Genomic DNA, 24,404 nt, shown 5'->3' with positions numbered 1-24,404 from the left:
AGGAAGCCTCACGGGTGACCGTGGGAATCCCCTCGCTGCAAACGAGGGGAGCAGGTCAAGGTGTGGTGCTCCCTTCAACAACGTTTTCCTCCCGGCGGGCCCACGCGGCGAGCTTGTCGCCCAACGCGGCGCCGCCGACGGCCTCGCGGGCCACGACGAGGATGGTGTCGTCGCCGGCGATGGTGCCGACGACCTCGGGCAGGCCCGCTCGGTCCAACGCGCTGGCCAGGTAGTGGGCTGCGCCCGGCGGGGTGCGCAGCACGGCGATGTTGCCGCTGGAGTCGACCCCGTTGAGCAGCTCGTGCAGCAGCCGGACGAGCCGGGCCGGGGCGGCCTCGGCGTCGCGCAGCGGCCGGTGGCCGTCCTCGGGGATCAGGTAGACGCCCCGTCCGTCGCCGCCGCGCGCGGTGACCGCCCCCAGCTCCTTGAGGTCCCGGGAGAGGGTGGCCTGGGTGACCTGGATGCCGTCGCCGGCGAGCAGGTCGGCCAGCTCGGTCTGCGAGTGGACCGCCTTGTCGCGGATCAGCTCGACGATGCGGGCGTGCCGGGCGGTACGGGTCAGCGGGGCGGTCATGAGGAGGCCTCCAGGAGAAACGTCAGCAGCGCCTTCTGGGCGTGCAGGCGATTCTCCGCCTGGTCGAAGACCGCGCTCCGCGGCCCGTCGAGGACCTCGTCGGTGATCTCCTCGCCCCGGTGGGCGGGCAGGCAGTGCAGCACGATCGCGTCCGGCCCGGCGTGGCTGAGCAGCGCGGCGTTGATCTGGTACGGCAGGAACGGGGTGATCCGGTCCAGCCCGTCGTCCTCCTGGCCCATCGAGGTCCAGGTGTCGGTGGCCAGCACGTCGGCGCCGCGGGCCGCCTGGACCGGGTCGGTCAGCACCCGGACCGAACCGCCGGTGCCGGCGGCGATCTTCTCGGCCCGGGCCACGATCTCGGGGTCGGGCTGGAAGCCGACCGGGCCGGCGATCCGGATGTGCATCCCGGCGGTGGCCCCGGCCAGCAGGTACGAGTGGGCCATGTTGTTGGCCGCGTCTCCCACGTACGCCAGGGTCCGCCCGGCGACGGCGCCGAACCGTTCGCGGACGGTGAGCAGGTCGGCGAGGAGCTGGCAGGGGTGGTAGTCGTCGGTGAGCGCGTTGACCACCGGCACGGTGGCGTGCGAGGCGACCTCGGCGATCCGGTCGTCGCCGTGGGTGCGCAGCACGATCGCGGCGACGTACCGGGAGAGCACCCGGCCGGCGTCGGCCAGGGTCTCGCCCCGGCCGAAGTGGGTGACCTGGGTGTCCACCACGAGCGGGTGGCCGCCCAGTTCGGCGATGCCGGCGTCGAAGGAGATCCGGGTACGCAGGCTCTGCTTGTCGAAGAGCACCGCCACCGAGCGCGGCCCGGCGAGGGGCTGGTACGCGAACCGGTCGGCCTTCATCCGGGCGGCCAGGTCGAGCACCACCGCCTGCTCGGCCGGGGTCAGGTCGTCGTCCCGCAGGAAGTGCCGGATCATGCGCTGACCTCCGTGCTGGTCGCGGTCATCGGAGTCGGTGTCGGGATCGTGGATGCTGCCGGCCCCTCCGGGGTCCCAACAAGATCCGGAGCGGACGGGGCCGCCGCGTCGAGCGCCGCCGGGAGGGCGGCGAGGAAGGCGTCGGCCTGCGCCGCGGTGAGGATCAGCGGCGGGGCGAGCCGGACCACGCCGGGCTGCACCGGGTTGACCAGGAAGCCCGCCTCGCGCAGCGCGGTCGTCGTCGCGCCGGAGACCGGCTCGGTGAGCACGACGCCGAGCAGCAGCCCGGCCCCGCGTACCTCGGCCACCAGCGGGTGACCGAGCGCCTCGATCCCCCGGCGCAGCCGCTCGCCGACCCGCTTGACGTGGTCGAGCAGCCCCTCGTTGGCGATGGTGGCGATCACCGCGAGTGCGGCGGCGCAGCTGACCGGGTTGCCGCCGAAGGTGGTGCCGTGCGAGCCGGGACCGAGCAGCTCGGCGGCCCGCCCGAAGGCCAGGCAGGCGCCGATCGGCAGGCCGCCCCCGAGCCCCTTGGCCAGGGTGACGATGTCCGGCTCGACGCCCTCGGCCTGGTGGGCGAACCAGTGCCCGGTCCGGCCGACGCCGGTCTGCACCTCGTCGAGCACCAGCAGCGCGCCGCGCCGGGCGGTGATCCGCCGGACCGCCGCCAGGTAGCCGGCGGGCGGGACCACGACGCCGTTCTCGCCCTGGATCGGCTCCAGGATCACCATCGCGGTCGCGTCGGTCACGGCCGCTTCGAGGGCCGCCACGTCGCCGTACGCCACATGGGTGACGTCGCCGGGGAGCGGGCGGAACGGGTCGGCCTTGGCCGGCTGGCCGGTGAGTGCCAGCGCCCCCATGGTGCGGCCGTGGAAGCCGCCCCGCGCGGCGACGACGTGGGTGCGGCCGGTGAGCCGGGAGAGCTTGAACGCGGCCTCGTTCGCCTCGGCGCCGGAGTTGGCGAGGAAGACCCGGCCGGGGCGGCCGGCCAGGGCCAGCAGCAGTTCGGCCAGGGCCACCGGCGGCTCGGCGACGAAGAGGTTGGAGACGTGGCCGAGGGTGGCGACCTGCTTGGAGACGGCGGCCACCACGGCCGGGTGGGCGTGGCCGAGGGCGTTGACCGCGATGCCGCCGAGCAGGTCGACGTACTCCCGGCCGGCCTCGTCGGTGACCACCGCGCCGGTGCCGGAGACCAGGGCCAGCGGCGGGGTGCCGTAGTTGTCCATCATGGACTGGCCCCAGCGTTCCACCAGCGTGCTCATGACGGAGTCACCATCGTTCCGAATCCTTCCGAGGTGAAGACTTCGAGCAGCGTGGAGTGGGCGACCCGGCCGTCGACGACGTGCGCGGCGGGCACTCCCCCGCGCACCGCCCGCAGGCAGGCCTCCATCTTCGGGACCATCCCCGACTCCAGGGACGGCAGCAGCTTCGCCAGGTCGTCGGTGCTGATCTCGCTGACCAGGCTGCCGGTGTCCGGCCAGTCCGCGTACAGGCCGGGGACGTCGGTGAGGACGACCAGCTTGCGGGCGTCGAGGGCGACCGCGAGGGCGGCGGCGGCGGTGTCGGCGTTGAGGTTGTGCAGCACCCCGTCGACGTCCGGCGCGACGGTGGAGATCACCGGGATCCGGCCGGCCGCGATGAGGTCGGCGACCGCGGAGACGTCCACCGACTCCACGTCGCCGACCTGCCCGACGTCGACCGGCTCGCCGTCGACGTACGCCGGGCGGCGCACCGCGGTGAAGAGTCCGGCGTCCTCGCCGGAGAGGCCGACGGCGAACGGGCCGTACGCATTGATCAGGCCGACCAGCTCCCGGCCGACCTGACCGACCAGCACCATCCGGACGACGTCCATCGCCTCGGGGGTGGTGACCCGCAGGCCGCCCTTGAACTCGCTGGCGATGCCGAGCCGGCCGAGCATCGCGGAGATCTGCGGCCCGCCGCCGTGCACGACGACCGGCTTGAGGCCGGCGTACCGGAGGAAGACCATGTCGGCGGCGAAGGCGCGCTGGAGTTCGGGGTCGACCATGGCGTTGCCGCCGTACTTGACCACGACGGTCGCGCCGGAGAAGTTCGCCAGCCAGGGCAGGGCCTCGATCAGCGTCTCGGCCTTGGCCTGGGCCCGGGTGAGGTCCGCGGAGAGGCTCATGTCGAGTACGCCGAGTTCTCGTGCACGTACGCGTGCGACAGGTCGTTGGTCCAGATCGTCGCCGCCGCGTCGCCGGCGTGCAGGTCGATCCGGATGGTGACGTCCCGCCCGGTCAGGTCCATCTTGGACCGGTCCTCGGCGGCGGCGCCGGAGCGGCACACCCAGACCCCGTTGACCGCGACGTCCACGCCGTCCGGTTCGAACGCGGCCGAGGTGGTGCCGACGGCCGCGAGGATCCGGCCCCAGTTCGGGTCGTTGCCGAAGAGCGCGGTCTTGACCAGGGTGTTGCGGGCCACCGAGCGGCCCACCTCGACCGCGTCGTCCTCGTCGGCGGCGCCCACCACGTCGATCGCGATCTGCTTGGTGGCGCCCTCGGCGTCGGCGATGAGCTGCTGGGCCAGGTCGTGGCAGGCGGCGGTGACCGCGGCGGTCAGCTCGGCCTGGGTCGGCTCGATGCCGGACGCGCCGCTGGCCAGCAGCAGCACCGTGTCGTTGGTGGACATGCAGCCGTCGGAGTCGATCCGGTCGAAGGTGACCCGGGTGGCGGCGCGCAGCGCGGCGTCGAGGGTCTCCGGCCCGGCCACCGCGTCGGTTGTGAGGACGCAGAGCATGGTGGCCATGGCCGGGGCGAGCATCCCGGCGCCCTTGGCCATGCCGCCGACGGTCCAGCCGCTGCCCTTGGCGGCGGTGGTCTTCGACCGGGTGTCGGTGGTCATGATCGCCTCGGCCGCCGCCGCGCCGCCGTCGCGGGCGAGCCCGCGGATGGCGGCCCGCACGCCGGGGAGGAGTTTCTGCATCGGCAGCCGCTCGCCGATCAGGCCGGTGGAGCAGACCGCCACCTCGCCGGCGCCGAGGATCAGCCGGTTGCTGCTGGAGGTGAGCGCGGCGGCGGTGTGCTCGGCGGTGGCGTGGGTGTCCTGGAATCCGGCGGGGCCGGTGCAGGCGTTGGCGCCGCCGGAGTTGAGCACCACGGCGCGGACCACACCGCCCCGGACCACCTGCTGGCTCCAGAGCACCGGCGCGGCCTTGACCCGGTTGGCGGTGAAGACGCCGGCGATCCCGGCGTCGGGGCCGTCGTTGACGACGAGGGCGATATCGGCGGCGCCGCTGCTCTTGAGCCCGGCGGCGACCCCGGCGGCCCGGAAGCCCCGAGGGGTGGTGACGGTCACGGTGCCACTCCGAAGGTCGAGAGGCCGGCGGTCTCGGGGAGGCCGAACATGAGGTTGGCGTTCTGCACGGCCTGGCCGGCGGCGCCCTTGCCGAGGTTGTCGATGGCGCTGACCACGATCACCCGGCCGGAGTCGACGTCGACGGTGGCCTGGAGGTGGCAGGAGTTCGCGCCGGTGGTGGCGGCGGTGTGCGGCCAGGCCTCCTCGGGCAGCACGTGCACGAAGGGGGCGTCCGCGTACGCCGCGGTGAGCACCGCGCGCGGGTGGGCGTCGCCGGTGGGCACGGCGGTGACCGTGGCGAGGATGCCGCGCGGCATGGGGGCGAGCACCGGAGTGAAGGAGAGGCTGGTCGCGCCGGTGGCCTGCTTGATCTCCGGCACGTGCTGGTGGGCGCCGACCTTGTAGGGCGACAGATCGGCCATCACCTCGCTGCCGAGCAGGTGGGCCTTGGCGGCCCGGCCGGCGCCGGAGGTGCCGGAGGCGGCGACCACCACCACGTCGGTGGGGAGGACCGCGCCCGCGGCGATCAGCGGCGCGAGGGCCAGGGTGGTGGCCACCGCGTAGCAGCCGGTGCTGGCCACCCGGGTCGCGGCGGCGATGGCGGCCCGCTGGCCGGGCAGCTCGGGCAGGCCGTAGGTCCAGGCGCCGGCGTGCGGGCCGCCGTAGTACCGGGCCCAGGCGTCGGCGTCGCGCAGCCGGTGGTCGGCGCCGAGGTCGACCACCTTGACCGACTCGGGCAGGGCCGCGGCCAGGGCCGCCGACCCGCCGTGCGGCAGGGCCAGGAAGACCAGGTCCGCGTCGGCCAGGGCTTCCGGGTCGGTCGCCCCGAGCACCAGGTCCAGGCCCGCGAGCTGCGGGTGTACGGCGGCGACCGGCTGGCCGGCCTGCGCGTGTGCGGTGGCGGCGACCAGGTCGAACTCCGGGTGCCCGGCGACCAGGCGCAGCAGCTCGCCCCCGGCGTAACCGCTGGCCCCGGCGACCGCGACTCGGATGCCCATACTCACCTCCGCATGACTATGCAATGAAGGCTAGTCGGCGGGATGCCGTGCTGCAAGTTCATGCGTCCCATTGCATGGAAATGAGGATGTGATGGCGGTCACCCGGTAGAAACGCCGGCGGCCCGCGTCGCGGGGAGCGACACGGGCCGTGCGGGGACGAAAAGCGGACGTCAGAGGCGGCCCTCCTCGACCGCCCGGGTCACCCACGGGATGACCTCGTCGAGCATCTCGTCCAGCGACGTGGTGGCGGCGAAGCCGAGCACCTCGCGGGACTTCGTCACGTCCGGCACCCGCTTCTGCACGTCGTACTGGAAGGGTTCGTCGGAGACGTGCCGGAACGGCACGTCCGGACCCTTGATCTTGCGCCAGATCAGCTCGGCCAGCTCCAGCACGCTGGTCGACTCGGCGGTGGAGAGGTTGAAGTCGTCGTTGTGGGCGGCCGGGTGCTCGACCGCGGTGGCGATGCCCCGGGCCAGGTCTCCGCCGTAGGTGTAGTGCCGCACCTGGCCGCCCTCGCCGAGGATGTGCAGCGGGTCCTGCCCCTTGACGATCTTCTGCACCAGGTCGGGCACCACGTGCGACATGGCCAGCTTCACGTTGCCGGAGAGCACCTCGACCTGGCCCAGCGCGCGCCCCTCCCCCACGCCGACGCAGTTGAACGGCCGCACGATCGTGTACGGCAGCTGGTACTGCTCCCAGGCGGCTCGGGCGTAGTACTCCACGGCCAGCTTCTGGAACCCGTACGAGGAGAGCGGCGGCGGGATGAGCCGCTCGTCGCCCTCCTTGCTGGGCCAGTGCTCGGTGGACTCGAAGACCATCGAGGACGAGAGGTAGGTGACCTTCGCCAGGCTGCCCTCGCGGTGGGCGCGGATGGCCGCGTCGCAGGTGGCCGCCATGATGCGCTCGTTGGTGGCGAGCAGGTCGTAGGCGTACGCGTGGAAGTAGGAGATGCCGCCGATCATCGCCGCGCCCGCGACCAGGTGGTCACAGCCGTCGAGCAGCGTGGTCAGCAGGTCCACGTCGCGCGCGTCGCCCTCGACGAACCGGAAGCGGGGGTGGTCGTCGTAGCTGTGGGTGACCGGACCGTACTTGGAGAAGTTGTCGATCCCGACGACCTCGTGGCCCCGACCCAGCAACTCCTGCACCAGGTAGCCGCCGATGAACCCGGCCGAACCAGTTACCAGGACTTTCGCCACGTGCGCTCCTAAGCGGTCTTCTCGTACTCGGTGCTGTCATGCGGTTCGCGTGGTGCCGGCACCCCGGACGACCGCGAGCTGGCAGCCCGGGCCACCAGCCTCTCCCGGCTCAGCCGTCGACCGTAGGCGAAGAGGTACCAGCGCAGGTAACCGGGGAGGAACCGACCCAGGTCGAAGTGGGACTCCCCGAGCGGCCGGTCCAACCAGATCGTGGGAATCTCGGCGACCGGCAGGCGCAGCCGGTTGGCCTTGGCGGTCAACTCGAGCCCGATCTCGAAGCCGGTCCGCGACTCGATCCCCACCTCGCGGACGAATGCGGTGTCATAGGCCTTGAAACTGTTGGTGGCGTCCCGGGTGCCGACCCGGGCGAAGGTGTAGAGGCTGCGCCCGGCCCAGCGGGACATCATCCGCTTCAACCGGGGCCCGCCCACCTGCTGGCCGCCCGGCATGTAGCGGGACGCGGCCGCGACCACCACGCCCCGGTCCACCAGCCGGGCCAGCTCGTCGATCTGGCGCGGGTCGTCGCAGCCGTCGGCCATCGTCACCACCACGACCGGGGCGAGGGCCACGTCGATGCCGAACCGAATGGCGTTCGCCGGGCCCCGGCCGTAGGTGTTGAGCACCGCGCGCACCCGCGGGTCGGTGCGGGCGATCTGCTCCACGTACGGGACCGTGGTGTCCTCCGGCATGTCGTGCACGATCAGCACCTCGGCCGGAAGCAGCATTTCGCGCAGCATCCGCTCCAGGCAGCGCAGAATCGCCTCGCCCTCGTTGTAGACCGGCACGATCACCGACACCCGCGGCGTCACACCCGCACCCCGGTCCCGGTCAGGCCCCACATGTCGATGACCGGTCGGTCGGTCTCCAGCCGGGCGTACTGCTCGTGCGGGGCGGCGATCACCAGCAGGTCCGCCCGACGCAGCACCTCGTCCAGGTCGACCAGGCGGTCGTCGGCGACGTACGGGTCGGTGCAGAGCGTCTCCCGGGTCTTCAGCGCCAGGATCTTGCGCAGCTTGTACGCCAGGCTCTCCCGCGGGTCGTCGCTGCCGCCCTTGAAGGCCATCCCGAGGATGCCCACGGTCAGGTCCGCCAGGTCGAACCGGTCCTCCAGCCGGGACACCAGGTAGAGCGGCAGCCCTTCGTTGATCAGCATCGCGGAGTGGCCGAGCACGAAGTTGTTCCGGTTGAACGCGGCCAGCTGCATGGTGTCCTTGAACAGGCAGGGGCCGGCGGCGAAACCGGGCATCGGCAGATCGGCGGCGCGCGGGTAGTCGTGGGCGACCGCGTGCCGGATCCGGGCGAAGTCGAGCCCGAAGTCGTTGGCCATCATCCAGAACTGGTTCGCGGTGGCGAACTTGATGTACCGCCAGGTGTTGGTGAACAACTTCGCCAGCTCGGCCTCCTCCGGCTCGAGCGGCACGATCTCCTCGGTCAAGTGGCGGAAGAGCTTCTCCGCCCGGGCGAGGGCGTGCGGCGTACGGGCGGCGACGATCTGCGGCAGCGCGAACAGCTCCGTCATCGCCCGGCCCTCCGCGATCCGCTCCGGGCAGAACGCCACGTCGGCGCGGATGCCCTTGCCGACCAGCAGCTTCTCGGTCAGCGCCGTCACCCCCGGGTAGACGGTGCTGCGCAGCACCACCAGCTGACCGTCGCGCAGGTGCTCGGCGCAGCGCTCCAGCGCCCGGGGCACCGCACCCAGGTCCGGGTTGAGGTGCTCGTCGACCGGGGTTCCGACGACCACGACCAGGTGCTCGGAGGTGCCCACGCTGACCGGGTCGGTGCTGGCCCTCAGCCGGCCGGCGGTCACCGCCTCGGTGAGCGCCTCGGCGGCGCCCGGCTCGGCGAAGGGAAGGATGCCGGCGTTCACCGTGGCGACCGCGTCGGCGTTGATGTCATACAGCACGACGGAGAGGCCGCGGGAGGCGAACGCGATGCCCAGCGGCAGACCGACCCGACCACAGCCGCCGACGATGCAGACGTCGACGGAGATGGGTGGCGGAACCGGATCCTCGGACATGGCTGGACTCCCGTGGGGATGGCGGGGGTGTGATCCCGGCGATAGCCGGAATCCAAGCAGGCTAACCGCTCGCAGGTGAGCCGTGGGTAGCCGAAGATGCCGTCGCCGCTGACCTTTCGGCCCATCCGTGACGCTGCGCACCAGCCCGATCACGAGCGGCGAGAGACGGCGGTGGGTCGGCCCCGACCCGGGGGTGCCGGATCGGGGCCGTGAGCCGTACCGGTCAGGCGCCGCGCAGGGTGGCGCCGAAGCGGCGGGCCGCCTCGGCGACCGCCGCGTCCCGGGCCGCCACCGCCTCGTCGACGGTCAGCGTCCGGTCCGGGGCCCGGAAGGTCAGCTTGTACGCAAGCGACTTGCGCCCCGCGCCGAGCTGCTCCGAGGCGTACACGTCGAAGAGCCGGACGTCCTCGAGCAGCTCGCCGGCCCCCTCGGTGAGGGCCCGCTGCACCTCGGCGGCCGGGACCGACTCGTCCACCACCAGCGCCACGTCGATCAGCGCCGGCGGGAAGGTGGAGATCGCCGGCCCGGTCACCAGCGGTGCGGCGGGTAGCGCGTCCAGGTCCAGCTCCATGGCGCTGGTCCGACGGGGCAGCTCCAGGGTCGCCACCACGGCCGGGTGCAGCTCACCGGCGTGCCCGACCACCGTGTCGTCCACCAGCAGCTCGGCGCAGCGGCCCGGGTGCCAGGGGGCGTACTCGGCGGCCCGGACGGTCACCCGGTCGGCCGGGATGCCGGCGGCGGCGAGAACGGCCCGGCCGGCCTCGACCGCGTCCGCCCAGCCGGCCGCCCGACCCGCGCCCCACCAGCCGGCCGGCTCGATCTCACCGGCGAGCACCGCGGCGACGTGCCGCGGCTGGTCCGGCACCACCGCGTCGGCGGCGGCGAACTCCTCGTCGGTGGGCCGACGGTCCACGCCCATGGCCGGCGGGGCGCCGGCTCCCGGACGCGGGTGGAAGACCGCGCCGATCTCGTAGATCGCCACGTCCCGCAGGCCCCGGCCGACGTTGCGCTTCGCGATGCCGAGCAGCGGGCCGAGCAGCGTGGTGCGCAGCAGCGGCTCCTCCTCGGAGAGCGGGTTGGCCACCCGGACCGCCGCCCGGCGCGGGTCGTCGGCCGGCAGGCCGAGCTGGTCGGCCCGCTCGGCGGAGACGAACGGGTGCGCGAGGACCTCGACGTACCCGCGCTCGGCGAGCGACCGGGCGACCGCCCGGCGGCGCTGCTGCTGCCAGGTGAGGCCGCGGCCGGCGGGCGCGGTCGGCAGCACCGACGGCACCCGGTCGTACCCGTCGAGGCGGACCACCTCCTCGACCAGGTCGGCCGGGTCGGTCAGGTCGGGCCGCCAGCTCGGCGGGGTGACGGTGAGCACGTCGCCGCCGCCCGCGGCCACCCCGACCTCGCCCGGGTCCTCGGCGAGGCGGTCGGCGCCCCGGACCACGGTGCAGCCCACCTGCTCCAGCAGCTCGACCACCCGCTCCGGCGGGTACGCCACCCCGACCCGCCGGGACGGCAGGTCCGCCGGCAGGGTGACCGGGGTACGCGGCCGGACGTGGTCGATGTCGAGGATCTCGTCGCCGACCGTGCCGCCGGCGTGCTCGGTGAGCAGCCGCACCGCGCGCTCCAGGGCGACCAGCGGCAGGGCCGGGTCGACGCCCCGCTCCCAGCGCTTCGCCGCCTCGCTGAACAGCTTGTGCCGGCGGGCGGTCCGGCCGACCATCGCCGGGTCCCAGTGCGCCGCCTCGAAGAGCACGTCGGTGGTGGAGGCGATCACCTCGCTGGTCTCGCCGCCCATCACGGCGGCGAGCGAGATGGGCCCGGTGTCGTCGCAGATCACCATGTCCTCGGCGGCCAGGGTGCGGGTGACCCCGTCCAGGGTGGTCAGCTTCTCCCCCGGCTCGGCGCGGCGGACCACCAGCGGGCCGCTGATCCGATCGGCGTCGAAGGCGTGCATCGGCTGGCCGAGTTCGAGCATCAGGTAGTTGGTGATGTCGACCGGCAGCGAGATGCTGCGGATGCCGGCCACCGTGAGCCGCCGCGCCATCCAGCCGGGGGTCTGCGCGGTCGGGTCGACGCCGCGGACCATCCGGGCGGCGAACCGGTCGCAGCCGACCGGGTCGCGCACCTCGACCGGGTACGCCGGCCGCTCGGTGCCGCCGGGCGCGGGGGCCAGGGCCGGGTCGCGGAACGGCACGCCAAGGGCGTGCGACAGCTCCCGGGTGAGGCCCCGGACGCTGAGCGCGTAGCCGCGGTCCGGGGTGATCTCCAGCTCGACCACCACGTCGTCGAGGCCGACCACCGGCCGGGCGTCGTCGCCGGGCTTGGCCGTGGTGTCCTCGGGCAGCACGATGATGCCCGAGTGGTCGTCACCCAGGCCCAGCTCCTTGGCGGAGCAGATCATGCCGTTGGAGTTGCGTCCGTAGGTCTTGCGCGCGCCGATGACGAAGTTCCCGGGCAGCACACCGCCGGGGAGGATCACCACGACCCGGTCGCCGGGGGCGAAGTTCGTCGCCCCGCAGACGATCTCCTGCGGCTCGCCGGTGCCGTTGGCGGCGCCGACGTCGACGCGGCAGAACCGGATCGGCTTCTTGAAGCCGGTCAGCTCCTCGATCTCCAGGACCTCGCCGACCACCAGCGGACCGGTGACCGTCTCCCGCAGGTCCACGATGGACTCGACCTCGATGCCGAGGTCGACCAGCGCCTGCTCCAGGTCACCGACGGGCAGGTCGGCGGGGAGGTCGACGTACTCCCGCAGCCAACTGACAGAAACTCGCATGACTGTTAAACCACCGTCTCCGTAACTCGTGCCCGCACCGTCAGACCCCGAACGCGCGGGTGAACCGCACGTCCCCCTCGACCATGTCCCGCATGTCGCTGACCCCGTGCCGGAACATCACGGTCCGGTCGATGCCCATACCGAACGCGAATCCGGAGTAGACCTCCGGGTCGATGCCGCAGGCGCGCAGCACCCGCGGGTTGACCATGCCGCAGCCGCCCCACTCGACCCACTGGGGCCCCCTGCGGTGCTCGGGGAACCAGACGTCGAACTCGGCCGACGGCTCGGTGAACGGGAAGTAGTGCGGCCGGAAGCGGGTCTTGGCCCCCTCGCCGAACATCGCCTTGGCGAAGTGGTCCAGCGTGCCGCGCAGGTGCGCCATGGTGATGCCCTTGTCCACGACCAGGCCCTCGACCTGGTGGAAGACCGGGGCGTGGGTGGCGTCCAGCTCGTCGGTGCGGTAGGCCCGGCCGGGCACGATCACGTAGATCGGCGGCTTGCGGGTCAGCATCGTGCGCGCCTGCACCGGCGAGGTGTGCGTGCGCAGCACCAGCCCGGAGCTCTCCGCGCCCTCCGGCGGTGCGATGTGGAAGGTGTCCATCAGGCCGCGCGCCGGGTGGTCGGCGGGGATGTTCAGCGCGTCGAAGTTGGTCCACTCCAGCTCGACCTCGGGACCCTCGGCCACCTCGTAGCCCATCCCGACGAAGAAGTCGCTGATCTGCTCCATCAGGGTGCTCAGCGGGTGCCGGGCGCCGCGCGGCCGGCGGTCGTACGGCAGGGCGACGTCGACCCGCTCCTCGACCAGCACCCGCTCGGCCTGTTCGCGCTCCAGGGTCTCCTGCCGGGCGGCGTACGCGGCCTCGATGGCGCGGCGGGCCTCGTTGACCCGCTTGCCGGCGTCCGACTTGGCGGCCGGCGGCAGCGCGCCGATCTCCCGCCGCGCCAGCGAGACCGGGGACCGGTCACCGAGGTGCGCGGGGCGCAGCGCGGTCAACGCGTCCGGGTCGGCGGCGGCGGCGAACGCCTTCTCGGCGTCGGCCACGGCCCCGGCCAGGGCGTCCGGGTCGAGCAGGGCGACCTGCTTCGGGTCGTACGGATCGTTGCGGTAGCTCATGGCGTACGGGCACTCCCTCACGGCGGCGCCGGCCCTCACGGGCGGCTAGGCGAGTCTACGGACGCGCGGCTTCGCCGCAGCCCGCCGGTGGGAGTTACGCGCAGGAGGAAGGGTCAGGCCCGCCGCCCGCCGACACCGGCGGGCTGGCTAAACGAACGCCGTGGCGCGTTCATCATCCGGACGACTCCCCTGCTGTGACGACCGCGCGACCGGGTGACGGTCAACGCAGTGCTCTGGCTGAAGCGTACAGGCAGACGGCGGCGGCCGCAGCCAGGTTCAGGCTCTCGGCGCGCCCGTGCAGCGGCACTCGGACCCGGGCGTCGGCGGCGGCGGTCAGCTCCTCGGGCAGCCCGTGCGCCTCGGAGCCGAAGAGCCAGGCGGTGGGCGTGGCGAGCCGGCCGGCGTCGGCCAGGTCGTCCAGGTCGGTGTCGCCGTACCCGGTGGTCGCGAAAACGGAGAGCCCGGCCGTCCGTAGCGCATCGACCACCTGGCGGGGGTCGGGGGCGCGGACCACGTCGACGTGGAAGAGGCTGCCGGCCGAGGCCCGCACGCACTTGCCGTTGTACGGGTCGACCGCGTCGCCGGCGAAGACCACCGCCCCGGCGCCGGCCGCGTCGGCGGTCCGCAGCACGGTGCCGGCGTTGCCCGGGTCGCGGATCTCGGCGAGCACCGCGACCAGCCGCGGGCCGCGGGACAGGGCGGTCGCCAGGGGTATGTCGAGGTGCCGGCAGACGGCGACCACTCCCTGCGGGGCGACGGTCTCGGCGAGCGCGGCGAGCCCCTCCTCGGTCACCTCGGAGACGGGCACGTCGGCCCGGGCGGCCTGCGCCGCGAGGTCGGCGTACCGGTCGAGGGCGGCCGGCGTACCGAACAGCTCGGTGACCGTCCCGGCGCGGGCCAGGGCCTCGCGGACCGCCTGCGGGCCCTCGGCCAGGAACCGGCCGGCGGCCTCGCGGTCCCGGCGGCGCTGGAGCCGGCGGGCGGCGACCACCCTGGGGGTACGCGGGGTGAACGGGCCGGAGACAGCGTCGAGGCGCCTCCCGCGCGATGGTGACTGCATGGGAGACGCCTCGATCTGCTGTGGGTGGGTCAGGCGGCCTGAGCCGCGGCGCCACCGGTGCCCTCGGCCGCCACGGCGGCGCGGGCCAGCTCGACGATCGCGGCGAACGCCGCGGCGTCGTTGACGGCCAGGTCGGCCAGGATCTTGCGGTCGACCTCGATGCCGGCCAGGCGCAGGCCCTGGATCAGCCGGTTGTAGGTCATGCCGTTGGCCCGGGCGCCAGCGTTGATCCGCTGGATCCAGAGCTGCCGGAAGTCGCCCTTGCGGTCGCGACGGTCCCGGTAGGCGTACTGCATCGAGTGCAGCACCTGCTCCTTGGCCTTGCGGTACAGGCGGGAGCGCTGACCGCGGTAACCGCTCGCGGTCTCCAGCAGGGTACGACGCTTCTTCTGGGCGTTCACAGCCCGCTTGACGCGTGCCATCTCAACTCCTTATTACGTGAAGGTGGCGCGCGTCAGCGGCCGAGCAGCTTCTTGATTCGCTTGAGGTCAGCCTTGGCCACCTCGACCGTGCCGGTCAGCCGGCGGGTCTGGGTGGAGGGCTTCTTCTCCAGCTTGTGGCGGAGGCCGGCCTGCTGGGCAACGATCTTGCCCTTGCCGGTGACCTTGACCCGCTTGCCCATACCCGTGTGGCTCTTCATCTTCGGCATGTGGAACGTCTTCTCCCTGTTACTGGCCGCTGGTCTCAGCGGTCGGGCCGGTCTCGCCGGCTGCTGCGGTCTCGCCAGCCTCCGGGGTCTCGCCGGCCTCCGGAGCACCGGACTCCTCCGCGGCCCGTTCCCGGGGCCCGCCGCGGGACGCCGTGGCGGCGACCGCGGAGGCCTTGACGGCCCGGTGCGGAGCGAGAACCATGATCATGTTTCGGCCGTCCTGCTTCGGAGCGGCCTCAACGTATCCCAGGTCCGTGATCTCGGACTCGAGCCGGCGCAGGAGCCGGTAACCCAGCTCCGGGCGGCTCTGCTCGCGACCGCGGAACATGATCGTCACCTTGACCTTGTCGCCGGCCTTGAGGAACCGCACCACGTGACCCTTCTTGGTCTCGTAGTCGTGCGGGTCGATCTTCGGCCGGAGCTTCATCTCCTTGATGACGGTCTGCTGCTGGTTACGCCGCGCTTCGCGCGCCTTGAGTGCGCTCTCGTACTTGAACTTGCCGAAGTCCATGAGCTTGCACACCGGCGGGCGCGCCATCGGCGCAACCTCGACCAGGTCCAGGTCGACGTCCGCGGCCAGCTGCAGGGCGCGCTCCAGCGGGACGATGCCCACCTGCTCACCCTCAGGGCCGACCAGTCGGACCTCACGTGCCCGGATCTGTTCGTTCACGCGTGGTTCGACGCTGATGGGGCCTCCTCGAGTCGAGTCTCCTACCGTGCCGACTCCGCGGGCTCCCGGACGGGAGCCGACCCGGAAAGCAGAAGGCCCCGGCGTATGCCAGGGCCCGCTCGACCGGTCGGCACGATCACATGATCGCGCATCCGGGACCGGGTTGTCCCCGGAACCGGTGACCGGACCCGGCCACCGTCAGGGGCGACTCGGGTGGGAGCAGGCGCTCCGCTTCAGGACCGCCCGCACGTCGGAAACGGGGGCAGTCTGGTCGACTCGGCAACACTACACCCTGACCTCAGCCATCCCCAAACCGGGGCTCGCAGGTCAGCCGGGTCGTCGGGGCGGGTCGGGCCGCCCGGCGGGCGGGCCGTCGGGGCGGGTCGCCGGCGGTGGGCGAGCCCGGGCGGCGGGGTCGCCGTCAGCGGGCGGCGGGGCCGTCGGCGAGGGCGGCCAGGTGCGCCTGGTGGAGGCGGCGCAGGGCGCGCACGCCCTCGACCGCCAGCTCCTTGTCGGCCGCCTGCAGGGCGACCATCGGCAGCAGGTCGTCGTCGTGCAGCTCCAGGCTGGCCCACGGGGCGCCCCGGTCGAACCGGACCCCCCGGACGACCTCCCAGGGCAGCTCGTACGAGCCGATCACGTTGCGGACCCGGACGCCCCAGGCGTCGGCCACCACCCGTGGCCGGGTGAAGAGCAGGATGCCGAGCGCGCCGAAGACGCCCAGGCCGATCATGGCCAGCTGGTCGCCGCGCTGGAACGTGCCGTAGCCGTCACCGGTCCGGCCGGTCAGCGAGGTCGCCACCAGGCTGAAGACCACCAGCAGGGTCGCCGCCGAGGCCCAGCAGACCAGCCGGATCCGCCGCGGCCGCACGGTCACCAGTGAATTGCTCACCCGACCAGTCTGCCATCCGGCTCCGGGCTCCGGTCCGGTGCCACGCGGATCACGGCGCGTCGCCGGCCACCGGCCACCACGACCGCGACCAGGGTGAGCGCCGCGCCGGCCAGCACCGGCAGCCGCGCGCCGGCGCCGCCGGGCAGCAGCACGTCCAGCAGGAGGGCGCCGCCGAGCTGCCCGGCGACCAGCGCCAGGCCGGTCCGCAGCACGCCGACCGCGCGTACCCCGACCAGCAGGGAGAGCACAATGCCGACGCCGAGCAGGCCGCCCCCGTACAGCCACCACTGCCCCGGCCAGCTGGGGCGGGCGGCGAACGCGCCGACCAGCGCCGCGACCGCCAGGATCACCGGCGTGCCGACGGCGAAGTTGACCGCGATCCCGGCGGCGGTGCTGCCGGCGGCGGAGACCCGCCCGTTCAGCGCCGACTGGAGGGCGACCGCCAGGCCACCCGCCACCGCGAGCAGCACCAGCCCGACCGCCAGGTCGCCGACCGGGCGGCCGAGCTGGGCCAGGGTCACCGCGCCGACGCCGAGCAGCGCCCCGGCCACCCGGGGCACGGTGAACGGCAGCCGCCCCACCGGGGCCAGGCCGGCCCGGTCCACCGCCAGCCCGCCGACGCTGCCGCCGGCGACCTGGGCGATGGTGAAGACCGCCACCCCGAGCACCGGGACGACGTACGTGCCGATCACCACGATCGCCGCGCCTCCGAGCCCGCCCAGGTACGACCACCAGGGCAGCCGGGACCGACGCAGCGCGGCCAGCCCGGCGCGCATCGACGGGACGGCGAGCAACCCCACCGCGACGAGCAGGCTGCCGCCGAGGTTGTTGACCACCGCGCCGAGCACCGGGCTGCCGGCGCGCTCGCCCAGCTCGGCGTTGACCACGCCCTGGGCCGCGGAGGCCGCGCCGCCCAGCACCACCATGGCGAGGGCGGCCGACGGCGGGAGCGGCCTCACAGCCGGCAGGCGTGGATGTTGGTGACCAGGATCGCCCGGGCACCCAGCTCGTAGAGCTCGTCCATGATCCGGTGCACGTCGTCGCGCTGCACCATCGCCTGCACGGCGACCCAGCCCTCCCGGTGCAGCGGGGAGACGGTCGGCGACTCGATCCCGGGGGTCAGCGAGCTGGCCCGGTCGAGCAGGCCGGCCGGCACGTCGTAGGCGAGCATCACGTAGCGCCGGGCGACCAGCACGCCGTGCAGCCGGCGGAGCAGCTGCTCGGCCTGGGCGCAGCCGGGCGCCCCGGCGCGCCGGACCAGCACCGCCGAGGAGACCAGCAGCGGCTCGCCGATGATCTGCAGCCCGGCCTGGCGCAGGGTGGCCCCGGTGGAGACGACGTCGGCCACCACGTCGGCCACGCCGAGGCGGACGGCGTTCTCCACCGCGCCGTCGAGCCGGATGACGTCCGCGGTCAGGCCGTTGTCGTCGAGGTAGCGGCGGACCACCCCCGGGTACGCGGTGGCGATCCGGTGCCCGCCCAGCTCCTTGGGCGAGTCGATGGTGTCCGGGCCGGCGGCGAAGCGGAAGGTCGCCCCGCCGAAGGCGAGGTCGACGACCTCCTCGGCCGGGGCGCCGGAGTCGACCAGCAGGTCCCGGCCGGTGATGCCGAGGTCCAGGTCGCCGGAGCCGACGTAGGTGGCGATGTCCCGGGGACGCAGGTAGAGGAATTCCACGTCGTTGGCCTCGTCCCGGCAGACCAGGTCCTTGGGGTCGCGGCGCTGCCGGTAACCGGCCTCGCGCAGCATCTCGGCGGCCGGCTCGGCCAGGGTGCCCTTGTTCGGAATGGCGACACGCAGCATGACGGAGTGCTCCTTCGATCCGGATTGATCAACGGGTGGGGGCACTCACAGATGTCGGTAGACGTCCTTGAGCTCGAGACCGGTGGCGAGCATCAGCACCTGGGCCTGGTAGAGCAGCTGGGAGATCTCCTCGGCGGCCCGCTCGGGGCCCTCGTGCTCGGCGGCCATCCACGACTCGGCCGCCTCCTCGACGACCTTCTTGCCGATGAAGTGCACCCCCTTCTCCAGCGCGGCGACCGTGCCGGAGCCCGGGGTGCCGGCGGCGGCCTTGGCCTGCAGCTCGGCGAACAACTCCTCGAACGTCTTCACGGGATGCGATTCTTCCAGCCGCCCCGACCACCGGCACCCACCGGGTCCGGGCGCGTCATCCCCCCCACGCCCCCGCGGCGCCGCCACCCTGTGATCATGAAGTTGTCGCCACGACACGCCGCGGGGCGCCGACAACAACTTCATGATCACCGCCTGCGGGCGGGGGGCTGGAGGCGCCGTCAGCCGGTGAAGCCGACGCGGTGGCCGTTGGTGGCGACGCCGCGGATCGCCAGCGCGGCGTCCAACGCGGCGACGGTCGCCGCCCAGCCCTTGTCCTCCGCCGAGCCGGGCAGCCCGGCCCGGTCCCGGGCCTGCTCGATCGTCTCCACCGTCAGCACCCCGTGCGCGACCGGCTTTCCCTCGTCCAAGGCCACCCGGGTCAGCCCGTCGGTGACCGAACGGCAGACGTAGTCGAAGTGCGCGGTCGCGCCGCGGACCACCACGCCGAGGGCGACCACCACGTCGTAGCGCCGGGCCATCGCCTGGGCCACCACGGGCAGCTCCACCGAGCCGGCGACCCGGGACACCACCGCCCGGGCCCCGCACGCCTGCGCGGCGGCGACCGCCCGGTCGACCATGTGGTCGGTCAGGTCGCCGTGCCAGCGCGCGGCGACCACGCCGACGGTCAGCCCGGCGGCGTCCACCGACGTCACGCCCGGTTCGCCGAAACCCGCCATGTCTACGCTCCGATCTCGTCGCCGTCGACCGGGCGGCCCATCGGCGCCTCGGTCACCTCGTCCAACTCGTCCAGCAGGTGCCCCATCCGGTCCCGCTTGGTCCGCAGGTACCGCACGTTCTCCGGGTTCGACCGGATCGGCAGCCCCTCGCGGCCGCTCACGGTGAGGCCGTAGCCCTCCAGGCCGGCCCGCTTGGCCGGGTTGTTGGTGAGCAGCCGCATCGAGCGCACGCCGAGGTCGTAGAGGATCTGCGCGCCGGTGCCGTAGTCGCGGGCGTCGGCGGGCAGCCCCAGGTCGAGGTTCGCGTCCACGGTGTCCCGGCCCAGGTCCTGGAGCTGGTACGCCTGGAGCTTGTGCAGCAGGCCGATCCCGCGCCCCTCGTGCCCGCGCACGTAGAGCACCACCCCGCGCCCCTCCTGCGCCACCCGGGCCAGCGCGGCCTGCAACTGCGGGCCGCAGTCGCAGCGCAGCGAGCCGAAGACGTCCCCGGTGAGGCACTCGGAGTGCACCCGGACCAGCACGTCCTGACCGTCGCCGAGGTCGCCCATCACCAGCGCGACGTGCTCGGCCGAGTCGTAGTCGCTGCGGTAACCGAGCGCCCGGAACACCCCGTACGGGGTGGGCATCCGCGCGTCCGCGACCTGCTCCACCTGCTTCTCGGTCCGCCGCCGGTACGCGATCAGGTCGGCGATGGTGACCAGGGTCAGCCCGTGCTCGGCGCAGAACTTCTCCAGGTCCGGCAGGCGCATCATGGTGCCGTCGTCGTTGACCAGCTCGCAGAGCACCCCGGCCGGGCGCAGCCCGGCCAGCCGGGTCAGGTCGACGGCCGCCTCGGTGTGCCCGGGCCGGCGCAGCACCCCGCCCTCGCGGGCCCGCAGCGGCACCACGTGCCCGGGGCGGGCCAGGTCGGTGGGGTCGGTGGCGGCGTCGGCGAGCAGCCGGATGGTGTGCGACCGGTCGGCCGCCGAGATACCGGTGCTGACCCCCTCCCGGGCGTCCACGGTCACCGTGTACGCGGTGCCGCGCCGGTCCTGGTTGGTGTGGTGCATCGGCGGCAGGTCCAGCCGGTCGCACTCGCTCTCGGTCAGCGGCACGCAGATGTAGCCCGAGGTGTACCGGACCATGAAGGCGACCAGCTCGGGCGTGGCCAGCTCGGCCGCGAAGATCAGGTCGCCCTCGTTCTCGCGGTCCTCGTCGTCGACCACGACGACGGGCCGCCCGGCGGCGATGTCCGCCACCGCCTGCTCAATGCTGCCAAAGGTGGTCATGCGACGGCCTCCGAATAGGTGGGCGGGATCGGGGTGCGGACCGGCGGGGTGGTCCGCGAGGCGCGCCACCAGGCGGCCAGGCCCCAGACGCAGAAGGCGCCGTAGACCAGGTACATGGCGGCCGACGGGTAGAAGCCGCCGCGCAGCAGCAGCGGCACGCCGACCGCGTCGACGGCGATCCAGATCAGCCAGAACTCGACCCAGCCGCGGGCCATGCCGTACGTGGCGAGCAGGCTGCCGACCAGGATCCAGGCGTCCGGCAGCGGACCCCACGAGCCGAGCGCGGCGAGCACCGGGTACCCGGCCGCGGTGCCGACCGCCGCCGCGGCGAGCAGGCCGAGGCGTTCCCGGCCGGTGGCCCACCGGGGCGTCACGGCGGGCTGCTCCCCCGCCGCGGAGCGGCGGTTGCGCGACCAGCGCCACCAGCCGTAGACGCTGACCGCGAAGAAGAAGACCTGCCGGCCGGCCTGGCCGTAGAGGTCGTGCGCCTGCGGGGTGACGAAGACGCCGCCGAGGAAGACGGTGAAGAGCAGCGCGTTGCCGATCATGCCGACCGGCCAGGCCCAGACCAGCCGGCGCAGCCCGAACAGCGCCGAGGCCAGGCCGAAGACGTTGCCGACGATCTCCCGGACCAGCACCGGCGAGCCGGCCACCTGGACCTGGGCGTCGAGCAGCCAGCCGAGCGGGCCCATCAGAGCTCACCGCCCGGGACGGCCGCGCCGCCGGCAAGCCGGTCGCCGAGCAGCCGCTCGACGTACTTCGCCACGACGTCCACCTCCAGGTTGACCGGGGCGCCGACGCCCTTGGCGCCGAGCGTGGTCAACTTGAGGGTGGTGGGGATCAGCCCGACGGCGAACCAGTCGTCGCCGACCTCGGCGACGGTCAGCGAGATGCCGTCGATGGTGATCGAGCCCTTCTCCACCACGTACCGGGACAGCGCGGCGGGAAGCCGGAACCGGACCGTCTCCCACTGCGCGGCCGGCTCCCGGGAGATCAGCTCGCCGACCCCGTCGACGTGGCCCTGCACCAGGTGGCCGCCGAGCCGGCTGCCGAGCGCGGCGGCGCGCTCCAGGTTGACCGGGTCGCCCGGGCGCAGCGCGCCGAGCGCGGAGCGGCGCAGGGTCTCCCCCATCACGTCGGCGGTGAAGACGCCGCCGTCGACGTCGACCACCGTCAGACAGACCCCGTTGACGGCGATGGAGTCGCCGTGCCGGGCGTCCGAGGTGACCAGCGGGCCGCGGATGGCGACCAGCGCCGAGTCACCCCCGGTGTCGGTGGTCCGGACGACCTCGCCCAGCTCCTCGACGATGCCGGTGAACATGTCAGGCCTCCCTCTTCCGGGGCAGCGCGGTGATCCGCAGGTCGGGACCGACCTGCGTAACGTCGGTGATCTCCAGATCGATGGCGTCGGCGATGGTGCCCACACCCGCGTCGAGCAGGGCGGTGGGGCCGGCGCCAAGCAGCTTCGGCGCGACGTACCCGACGAACTTGTCGACCAGCCCGGCGGCGAGGAACGCGCCGGCCAGTTGGGGGCCGCCCTCCAGCAGGGCCGCCCGCACGCCGCGGTGGTGCAGCTCGGCCAGGAGCGCCGGCAGGTCGACCCGGCCGTCCGGGCCCGCCCCGACCTCCGCGGCGGTGGCGATCCAGGTCCGCGCGGCGCCGTCGCGGACCCGGGCCGCGGCGGGCGTACGCCCCGAGCTGTCCACCACCACGCGCAGCGGCTGCCGGATCGCGAGGGTGCCGTCGCGCAGGTTGCGGGCGGTGAGCCGGGGATCGTCGGCGAGCACGGTGCCGACCCCGGCGATCACCGCGTCGACGGTGCCGCGCAGCGCGTGCACGTCCATCCGGGCCGCCTCGGAGGTGATCCACATGCTGGTCCCGTCGGCCGCGGCCGAGCGCCCGTCGAGGGTGGCGGCGTACTTCCAGATGACGTAGGGCCAGCCGCGGCGCATCGAGGTCAGCCAGGCGACGTTGCCGGCCTCGGCCTCCTCGGCGCGTACCCCGAAATCGACCTGGATCCCGGCGGCGCGCAGGGTGGCGGCGCCACCGGAGGCGACCGGGTTGGGGTCGCCGACGGCGACCACCACCCGGGCCACGCCGGCCTGGATCAGGGCGTGGCTGCAGGGGCCGGTGCGGCCGGTGTGGTCGCAGGGTTCCAGGGTGACCACGGCGGTGCCGCCGCGGGCGCGGCGGCCGGCCTGGGCGAGCGCGACGATCTCGGCGTGCGGCCCGCCGGCGTAGGCGTGGAAGCCCTCGCCGACGACCTCGCCGTCCGGGTCGAGGAGCACGCAGCCGACCACCGGGTTGGGGCTGGTGGTGCCGAGCCCGCGGGCGCCCAGCGCGATCGCGCGACGCATCGCCTCGTCGATGGAGACGCTCGCCATCGCCTGTCCCTGCCCTCTCACTCGCCGGTTCGCGCGCGGGCGAGGGCGGGAGGCAGTCGGCACGGTATGCCGCAGGCAGGCGGCGGCGGAGATCCGGGGACGGCACAGCCGACCCCGGGAGCCCACGCGGCGCTGAGGATGCCAGCGGCCGGCAGGGGCCCTCCCCGTCCCGCGCGCTGTCTCCCATCCGGACTTTCGGGGAGCGGACGGACCGCTCCCCACCGTCGGCCCCGGATTCTCACCAGGTCCACCGTCCGGCCGAAGCCGTCCGGGTCGCGGGCTTACCACGGTCGGACCGTGGATCACCGCCGGTTCGGAATTTCACCGAGCCCCGCCAGCGCGTGGTGGGTACACCGGCAGTCTTGCACGGAGAGCGGTCCGCGTCGCCATGAGACGAGCTATGGCCTTGACCACAAACGCTCGCGGGTGGTCGGCGTCGATAATTGTCGTACGGGTGTTGGCTTCGATTTGTGCCTCGCCGTCGCGATCCTGCCGCCCTGCCGGTCGTGCACGGCACCGCTCGCGTCGCATTGCGGGTGACGTCTGGACAGCGGCGGCGGTGTTTCGGGCTGCTGCGCTCAGCCGGAGACGTATGGGCGTGCGTGCTGGAGATCAATGCGTGGCGACGCCGCCGCCAGGATGCGCCGCTGGTGGGCTATCAGGAGTTGTGCCGGGAGTTGTCGGCATCGGGGCCGGGCACGTTCGGCGAACTGGACACCGCGGGTGCACGCTCGGTGTTGCGCCGGTTTTCGGACGCCGCCCCACCACCCGGTCGGGAGTCGCTCGCCCCCAAGGCGAGGATCCACCACACCCACCGGAAACCGGTTACTCACGTGACGCCGCGCCGCCGGTCGACCGCCACGTACGACCCGGGCTGGCTCTTCGCGACCGTCTTCATCTCCGAGGCCACCGCGATCGCCTCCAGTGGATCGGTGAAGCGCTTCCCGGAGTCGGAGAGGGAGACGCCGATGGAGAGGGTGACCAGGGCGGCCCGCCGGATGTTGCCCCGCCGGTCCTTGAGCTCGACGAAGCCGCGCTCCCGGTCGGTGGGGTCGTAGAGGGCGTCCGCGGCCTTCTCGAAGTCGACCACCGCCCTGCTGGTCAGCGGCCGGACCTGGCCGGGGGTGCAGACGATGACGAAGTCGTCGCCGCCGACGTGGCCGAGGAAGGCCGGCGGCAGCCCGATCGAGACCACCGCCCGGTGCAGGCTGCGGGCCAGGGCGGAGATGAACTCGTCGCCGCGGACGAAGCCGTACCGGTCGTTGACGCTCTTGAACCGGTCGATGTCGATGTACCCGACCGCGTAGTCCACCCCGTTGCGGACCCGGTCGCTGATCTCCCGCCGGATCCGGCTGTTGCCGGGCAGCCCGGTCAGCGGCGAGACCTCCCGGAACTCCTTGTTGCGGCGCAGCGTGGAGTTGACCCGGGCCACCAGCTCCAGGGTGTCGAAGGGCTTCACCAGGTAGTCGTCGGCACCGACGCTGAGACCGTTGACCTTGTCCTGCGTCATCCCCTTGGCGGTCAGCATGATCACCGGCAGGGCGGAGGTCATCGGGTCGGCGCGCAGCCGGCGGGTCAGCTCCAGGCCGTCGATGCGCGGCATCATCAGGTCGACCACGGCCAGGTCGGGGCGTTGCCGCTCGATCACCTCGAGCGCCTCCTGGCCGTCGCTGGCGTGGAGCACCTCGAAGCCGTGCAGCCGCAGGTTGAACTCGACGAAACGCGCGATGTCCTCGTCGTCGTCGACGACCAGGATGACGTCGGGTCGCTCACCGGCCGGGTCCACC

At 73.5% G+C, this 24,404-nt stretch carries 25 protein-coding genes and 1 riboswitch; all 25 genes read right to left on the bottom strand.

The annotated features are described in order from the left end of the window. Positions 1–55: 55 nt before the first annotated feature. Entirely contained in the window at positions 56–574 is a 519-nt protein-coding gene (locus EV384_RS16420) for an arginine repressor (RefSeq protein WP_130334402.1), read from the bottom strand. After that, positions 571–1,497: an ornithine carbamoyltransferase gene (gene argF / locus EV384_RS16415; protein WP_130334400.1), complete on the bottom strand. Its 927-nt coding sequence runs from the start codon at positions 1,495–1,497 to the stop codon at positions 571–573. Before argF ends, EV384_RS16420 begins: the two co-directional genes overlap by 4 nt. Continuing rightward, complete coding sequence (locus EV384_RS16410) at positions 1,494–2,759, bottom strand: acetylornithine transaminase (protein ID WP_130334398.1); 1,266 nt, start codon at positions 2,757–2,759, stop codon at positions 1,494–1,496. Before EV384_RS16410 ends, argF begins: the two co-directional genes overlap by 4 nt. After that, positions 2,756–3,643, bottom strand: a complete 888-nt coding sequence (argB, locus tag EV384_RS16405) for an acetylglutamate kinase (RefSeq protein WP_130334396.1) — start codon at positions 3,641–3,643, stop codon at positions 2,756–2,758. Before argB ends, EV384_RS16410 begins: the two co-directional genes overlap by 4 nt. Beyond that, the gene (argJ, locus tag EV384_RS16400; RefSeq protein WP_130334394.1) at positions 3,640–4,812 is read right to left on the bottom strand and encodes a bifunctional glutamate N-acetyltransferase/amino-acid acetyltransferase ArgJ; all 1,173 of its coding nucleotides are present in this window, start codon (positions 4,810–4,812) and stop codon (positions 3,640–3,642) included. Before argJ ends, argB begins: the two co-directional genes overlap by 4 nt. Beyond that, positions 4,809–5,810 (bottom strand): N-acetyl-gamma-glutamyl-phosphate reductase, encoded by a 1,002-nt coding sequence (gene argC, locus EV384_RS16395; RefSeq protein WP_130334392.1) that lies wholly within the window; start codon positions 5,808–5,810, stop codon positions 4,809–4,811. Before argC ends, argJ begins: the two co-directional genes overlap by 4 nt. Before the next feature lie 170 nt (positions 5,811–5,980). Further along, positions 5,981–7,006: an NAD-dependent epimerase/dehydratase family protein gene (locus EV384_RS16390; RefSeq protein ID WP_130334390.1), complete on the bottom strand. Its 1,026-nt coding sequence runs from the start codon at positions 7,004–7,006 to the stop codon at positions 5,981–5,983. An 8-nt stretch (positions 7,007–7,014) separates the two neighbouring features. Continuing rightward, positions 7,015–7,815, bottom strand: a complete 801-nt coding sequence (locus EV384_RS16385) for a glycosyltransferase family 2 protein (protein ID WP_242624087.1) — start codon at positions 7,813–7,815, stop codon at positions 7,015–7,017. Next, a complete protein-coding gene (locus EV384_RS16380; protein WP_130334388.1) occupies positions 7,812–9,023 on the bottom strand; it encodes a nucleotide sugar dehydrogenase in 1,212 nt (403 codons plus the stop codon). Before EV384_RS16380 ends, EV384_RS16385 begins: the two co-directional genes overlap by 4 nt. 223 nt (positions 9,024–9,246) lie before the next feature. Next, positions 9,247–11,793 (bottom strand): phenylalanine--tRNA ligase subunit beta, encoded by a 2,547-nt coding sequence (pheT, locus tag EV384_RS16375; RefSeq protein ID WP_130334386.1) that lies wholly within the window; start codon positions 11,791–11,793, stop codon positions 9,247–9,249. Between the two features lie 40 nt (positions 11,794–11,833). After that, positions 11,834–12,907: a phenylalanine--tRNA ligase subunit alpha gene (pheS, locus tag EV384_RS16370; RefSeq protein ID WP_130334384.1), complete on the bottom strand. Its 1,074-nt coding sequence runs from the start codon at positions 12,905–12,907 to the stop codon at positions 11,834–11,836. Between the two features lie 220 nt (positions 12,908–13,127). Next, positions 13,128–13,967 carry a TrmH family RNA methyltransferase gene (locus tag EV384_RS16365; protein ID WP_130334382.1) on the bottom strand — a complete coding sequence of 280 codons (840 nt, stop codon included), beginning with the start codon at positions 13,965–13,967 and terminating at the stop codon, positions 13,128–13,130. A 29-nt stretch (positions 13,968–13,996) separates the two neighbouring features. Beyond that, a complete protein-coding gene (gene rplT, locus EV384_RS16360; protein ID WP_030335718.1) occupies positions 13,997–14,389 on the bottom strand; it encodes a 50S ribosomal protein L20 in 393 nt (130 codons plus the stop codon). A 32-nt stretch (positions 14,390–14,421) separates the two neighbouring features. After that, positions 14,422–14,616 carry a 50S ribosomal protein L35 gene (gene rpmI / locus EV384_RS16355; RefSeq protein WP_130334380.1) on the bottom strand — a complete coding sequence of 65 codons (195 nt, stop codon included), beginning with the start codon at positions 14,614–14,616 and terminating at the stop codon, positions 14,422–14,424. A gap of 19 nt (positions 14,617–14,635) precedes the next feature. After that, positions 14,636–15,286 carry a translation initiation factor IF-3 gene (gene infC / locus EV384_RS16350; RefSeq protein ID WP_130334378.1) on the bottom strand — a complete coding sequence of 217 codons (651 nt, stop codon included), beginning with the start codon at positions 15,284–15,286 and terminating at the stop codon, positions 14,636–14,638. 421 nt (positions 15,287–15,707) lie between these two features. Then, positions 15,708–16,178: a PH domain-containing protein gene (locus EV384_RS16345; protein WP_242624086.1), complete on the bottom strand. Its 471-nt coding sequence runs from the start codon at positions 16,176–16,178 to the stop codon at positions 15,708–15,710. Then, positions 16,175–17,137 carry a DMT family transporter gene (locus tag EV384_RS16340; protein ID WP_130334376.1) on the bottom strand — a complete coding sequence of 321 codons (963 nt, stop codon included), beginning with the start codon at positions 17,135–17,137 and terminating at the stop codon, positions 16,175–16,177. The genes EV384_RS16345 and EV384_RS16340 overlap by 4 nt, the downstream gene beginning before the upstream one ends. Next, positions 17,134–17,979, bottom strand: a complete 846-nt coding sequence (hisG, locus tag EV384_RS16335; RefSeq protein WP_130334374.1) for an ATP phosphoribosyltransferase — start codon at positions 17,977–17,979, stop codon at positions 17,134–17,136. Before hisG ends, EV384_RS16340 begins: the two co-directional genes overlap by 4 nt. 45 nt (positions 17,980–18,024) lie before the next feature. Then, positions 18,025–18,288: a phosphoribosyl-ATP diphosphatase gene (locus EV384_RS16330; RefSeq protein WP_036375234.1), complete on the bottom strand. Its 264-nt coding sequence runs from the start codon at positions 18,286–18,288 to the stop codon at positions 18,025–18,027. 179 nt (positions 18,289–18,467) lie between these two features. Further along, complete coding sequence (gene ribH / locus EV384_RS16325; RefSeq protein WP_130334372.1) at positions 18,468–18,965, bottom strand: 6,7-dimethyl-8-ribityllumazine synthase; 498 nt, start codon at positions 18,963–18,965, stop codon at positions 18,468–18,470. Positions 18,966–18,967: 2 nt separating this feature from the next. Beyond that, complete coding sequence (locus EV384_RS16320; protein ID WP_130334370.1) at positions 18,968–20,233, bottom strand: bifunctional 3,4-dihydroxy-2-butanone-4-phosphate synthase/GTP cyclohydrolase II; 1,266 nt, start codon at positions 20,231–20,233, stop codon at positions 18,968–18,970. After that, positions 20,230–20,925, bottom strand: coding sequence for a nicotinamide riboside transporter PnuC (pnuC, locus tag EV384_RS16315; RefSeq protein ID WP_130334368.1), 696 nt, complete (start codon positions 20,923–20,925; stop codon positions 20,230–20,232). The genes EV384_RS16320 and pnuC overlap by 4 nt, the downstream gene beginning before the upstream one ends. Beyond that, entirely contained in the window at positions 20,925–21,554 is a 630-nt protein-coding gene (locus EV384_RS16310) for a riboflavin synthase (protein WP_130334366.1), read from the bottom strand. Before EV384_RS16310 ends, pnuC begins: the two co-directional genes overlap by 1 nt. Before the next feature lies 1 nt (position 21,555). Beyond that, the gene (gene ribD / locus EV384_RS16305; protein ID WP_130334364.1) at positions 21,556–22,617 is read right to left on the bottom strand and encodes a bifunctional diaminohydroxyphosphoribosylaminopyrimidine deaminase/5-amino-6-(5-phosphoribosylamino)uracil reductase RibD; all 1,062 of its coding nucleotides are present in this window, start codon (positions 22,615–22,617) and stop codon (positions 21,556–21,558) included. 171 nt (positions 22,618–22,788) lie between these two features. Next, positions 22,789–22,960, bottom strand: a riboswitch (FMN riboswitch). A 486-nt stretch (positions 22,961–23,446) separates the two neighbouring features. Next, positions 23,447–24,403, bottom strand: coding sequence for a GGDEF domain-containing response regulator (locus tag EV384_RS16300; protein ID WP_130334362.1), 957 nt, complete (start codon positions 24,401–24,403; stop codon positions 23,447–23,449). Position 24,404 lies beyond the last annotated feature (1 nt).

It is taken from the genome of Micromonospora kangleipakensis (assembly GCF_004217615.1).
GTDB lineage: Bacteria > Actinomycetota > Actinomycetes > Mycobacteriales > Micromonosporaceae > Micromonospora > Micromonospora kangleipakensis.
This window is presented reverse-complemented; position numbering and strand designations above follow the sequence as displayed.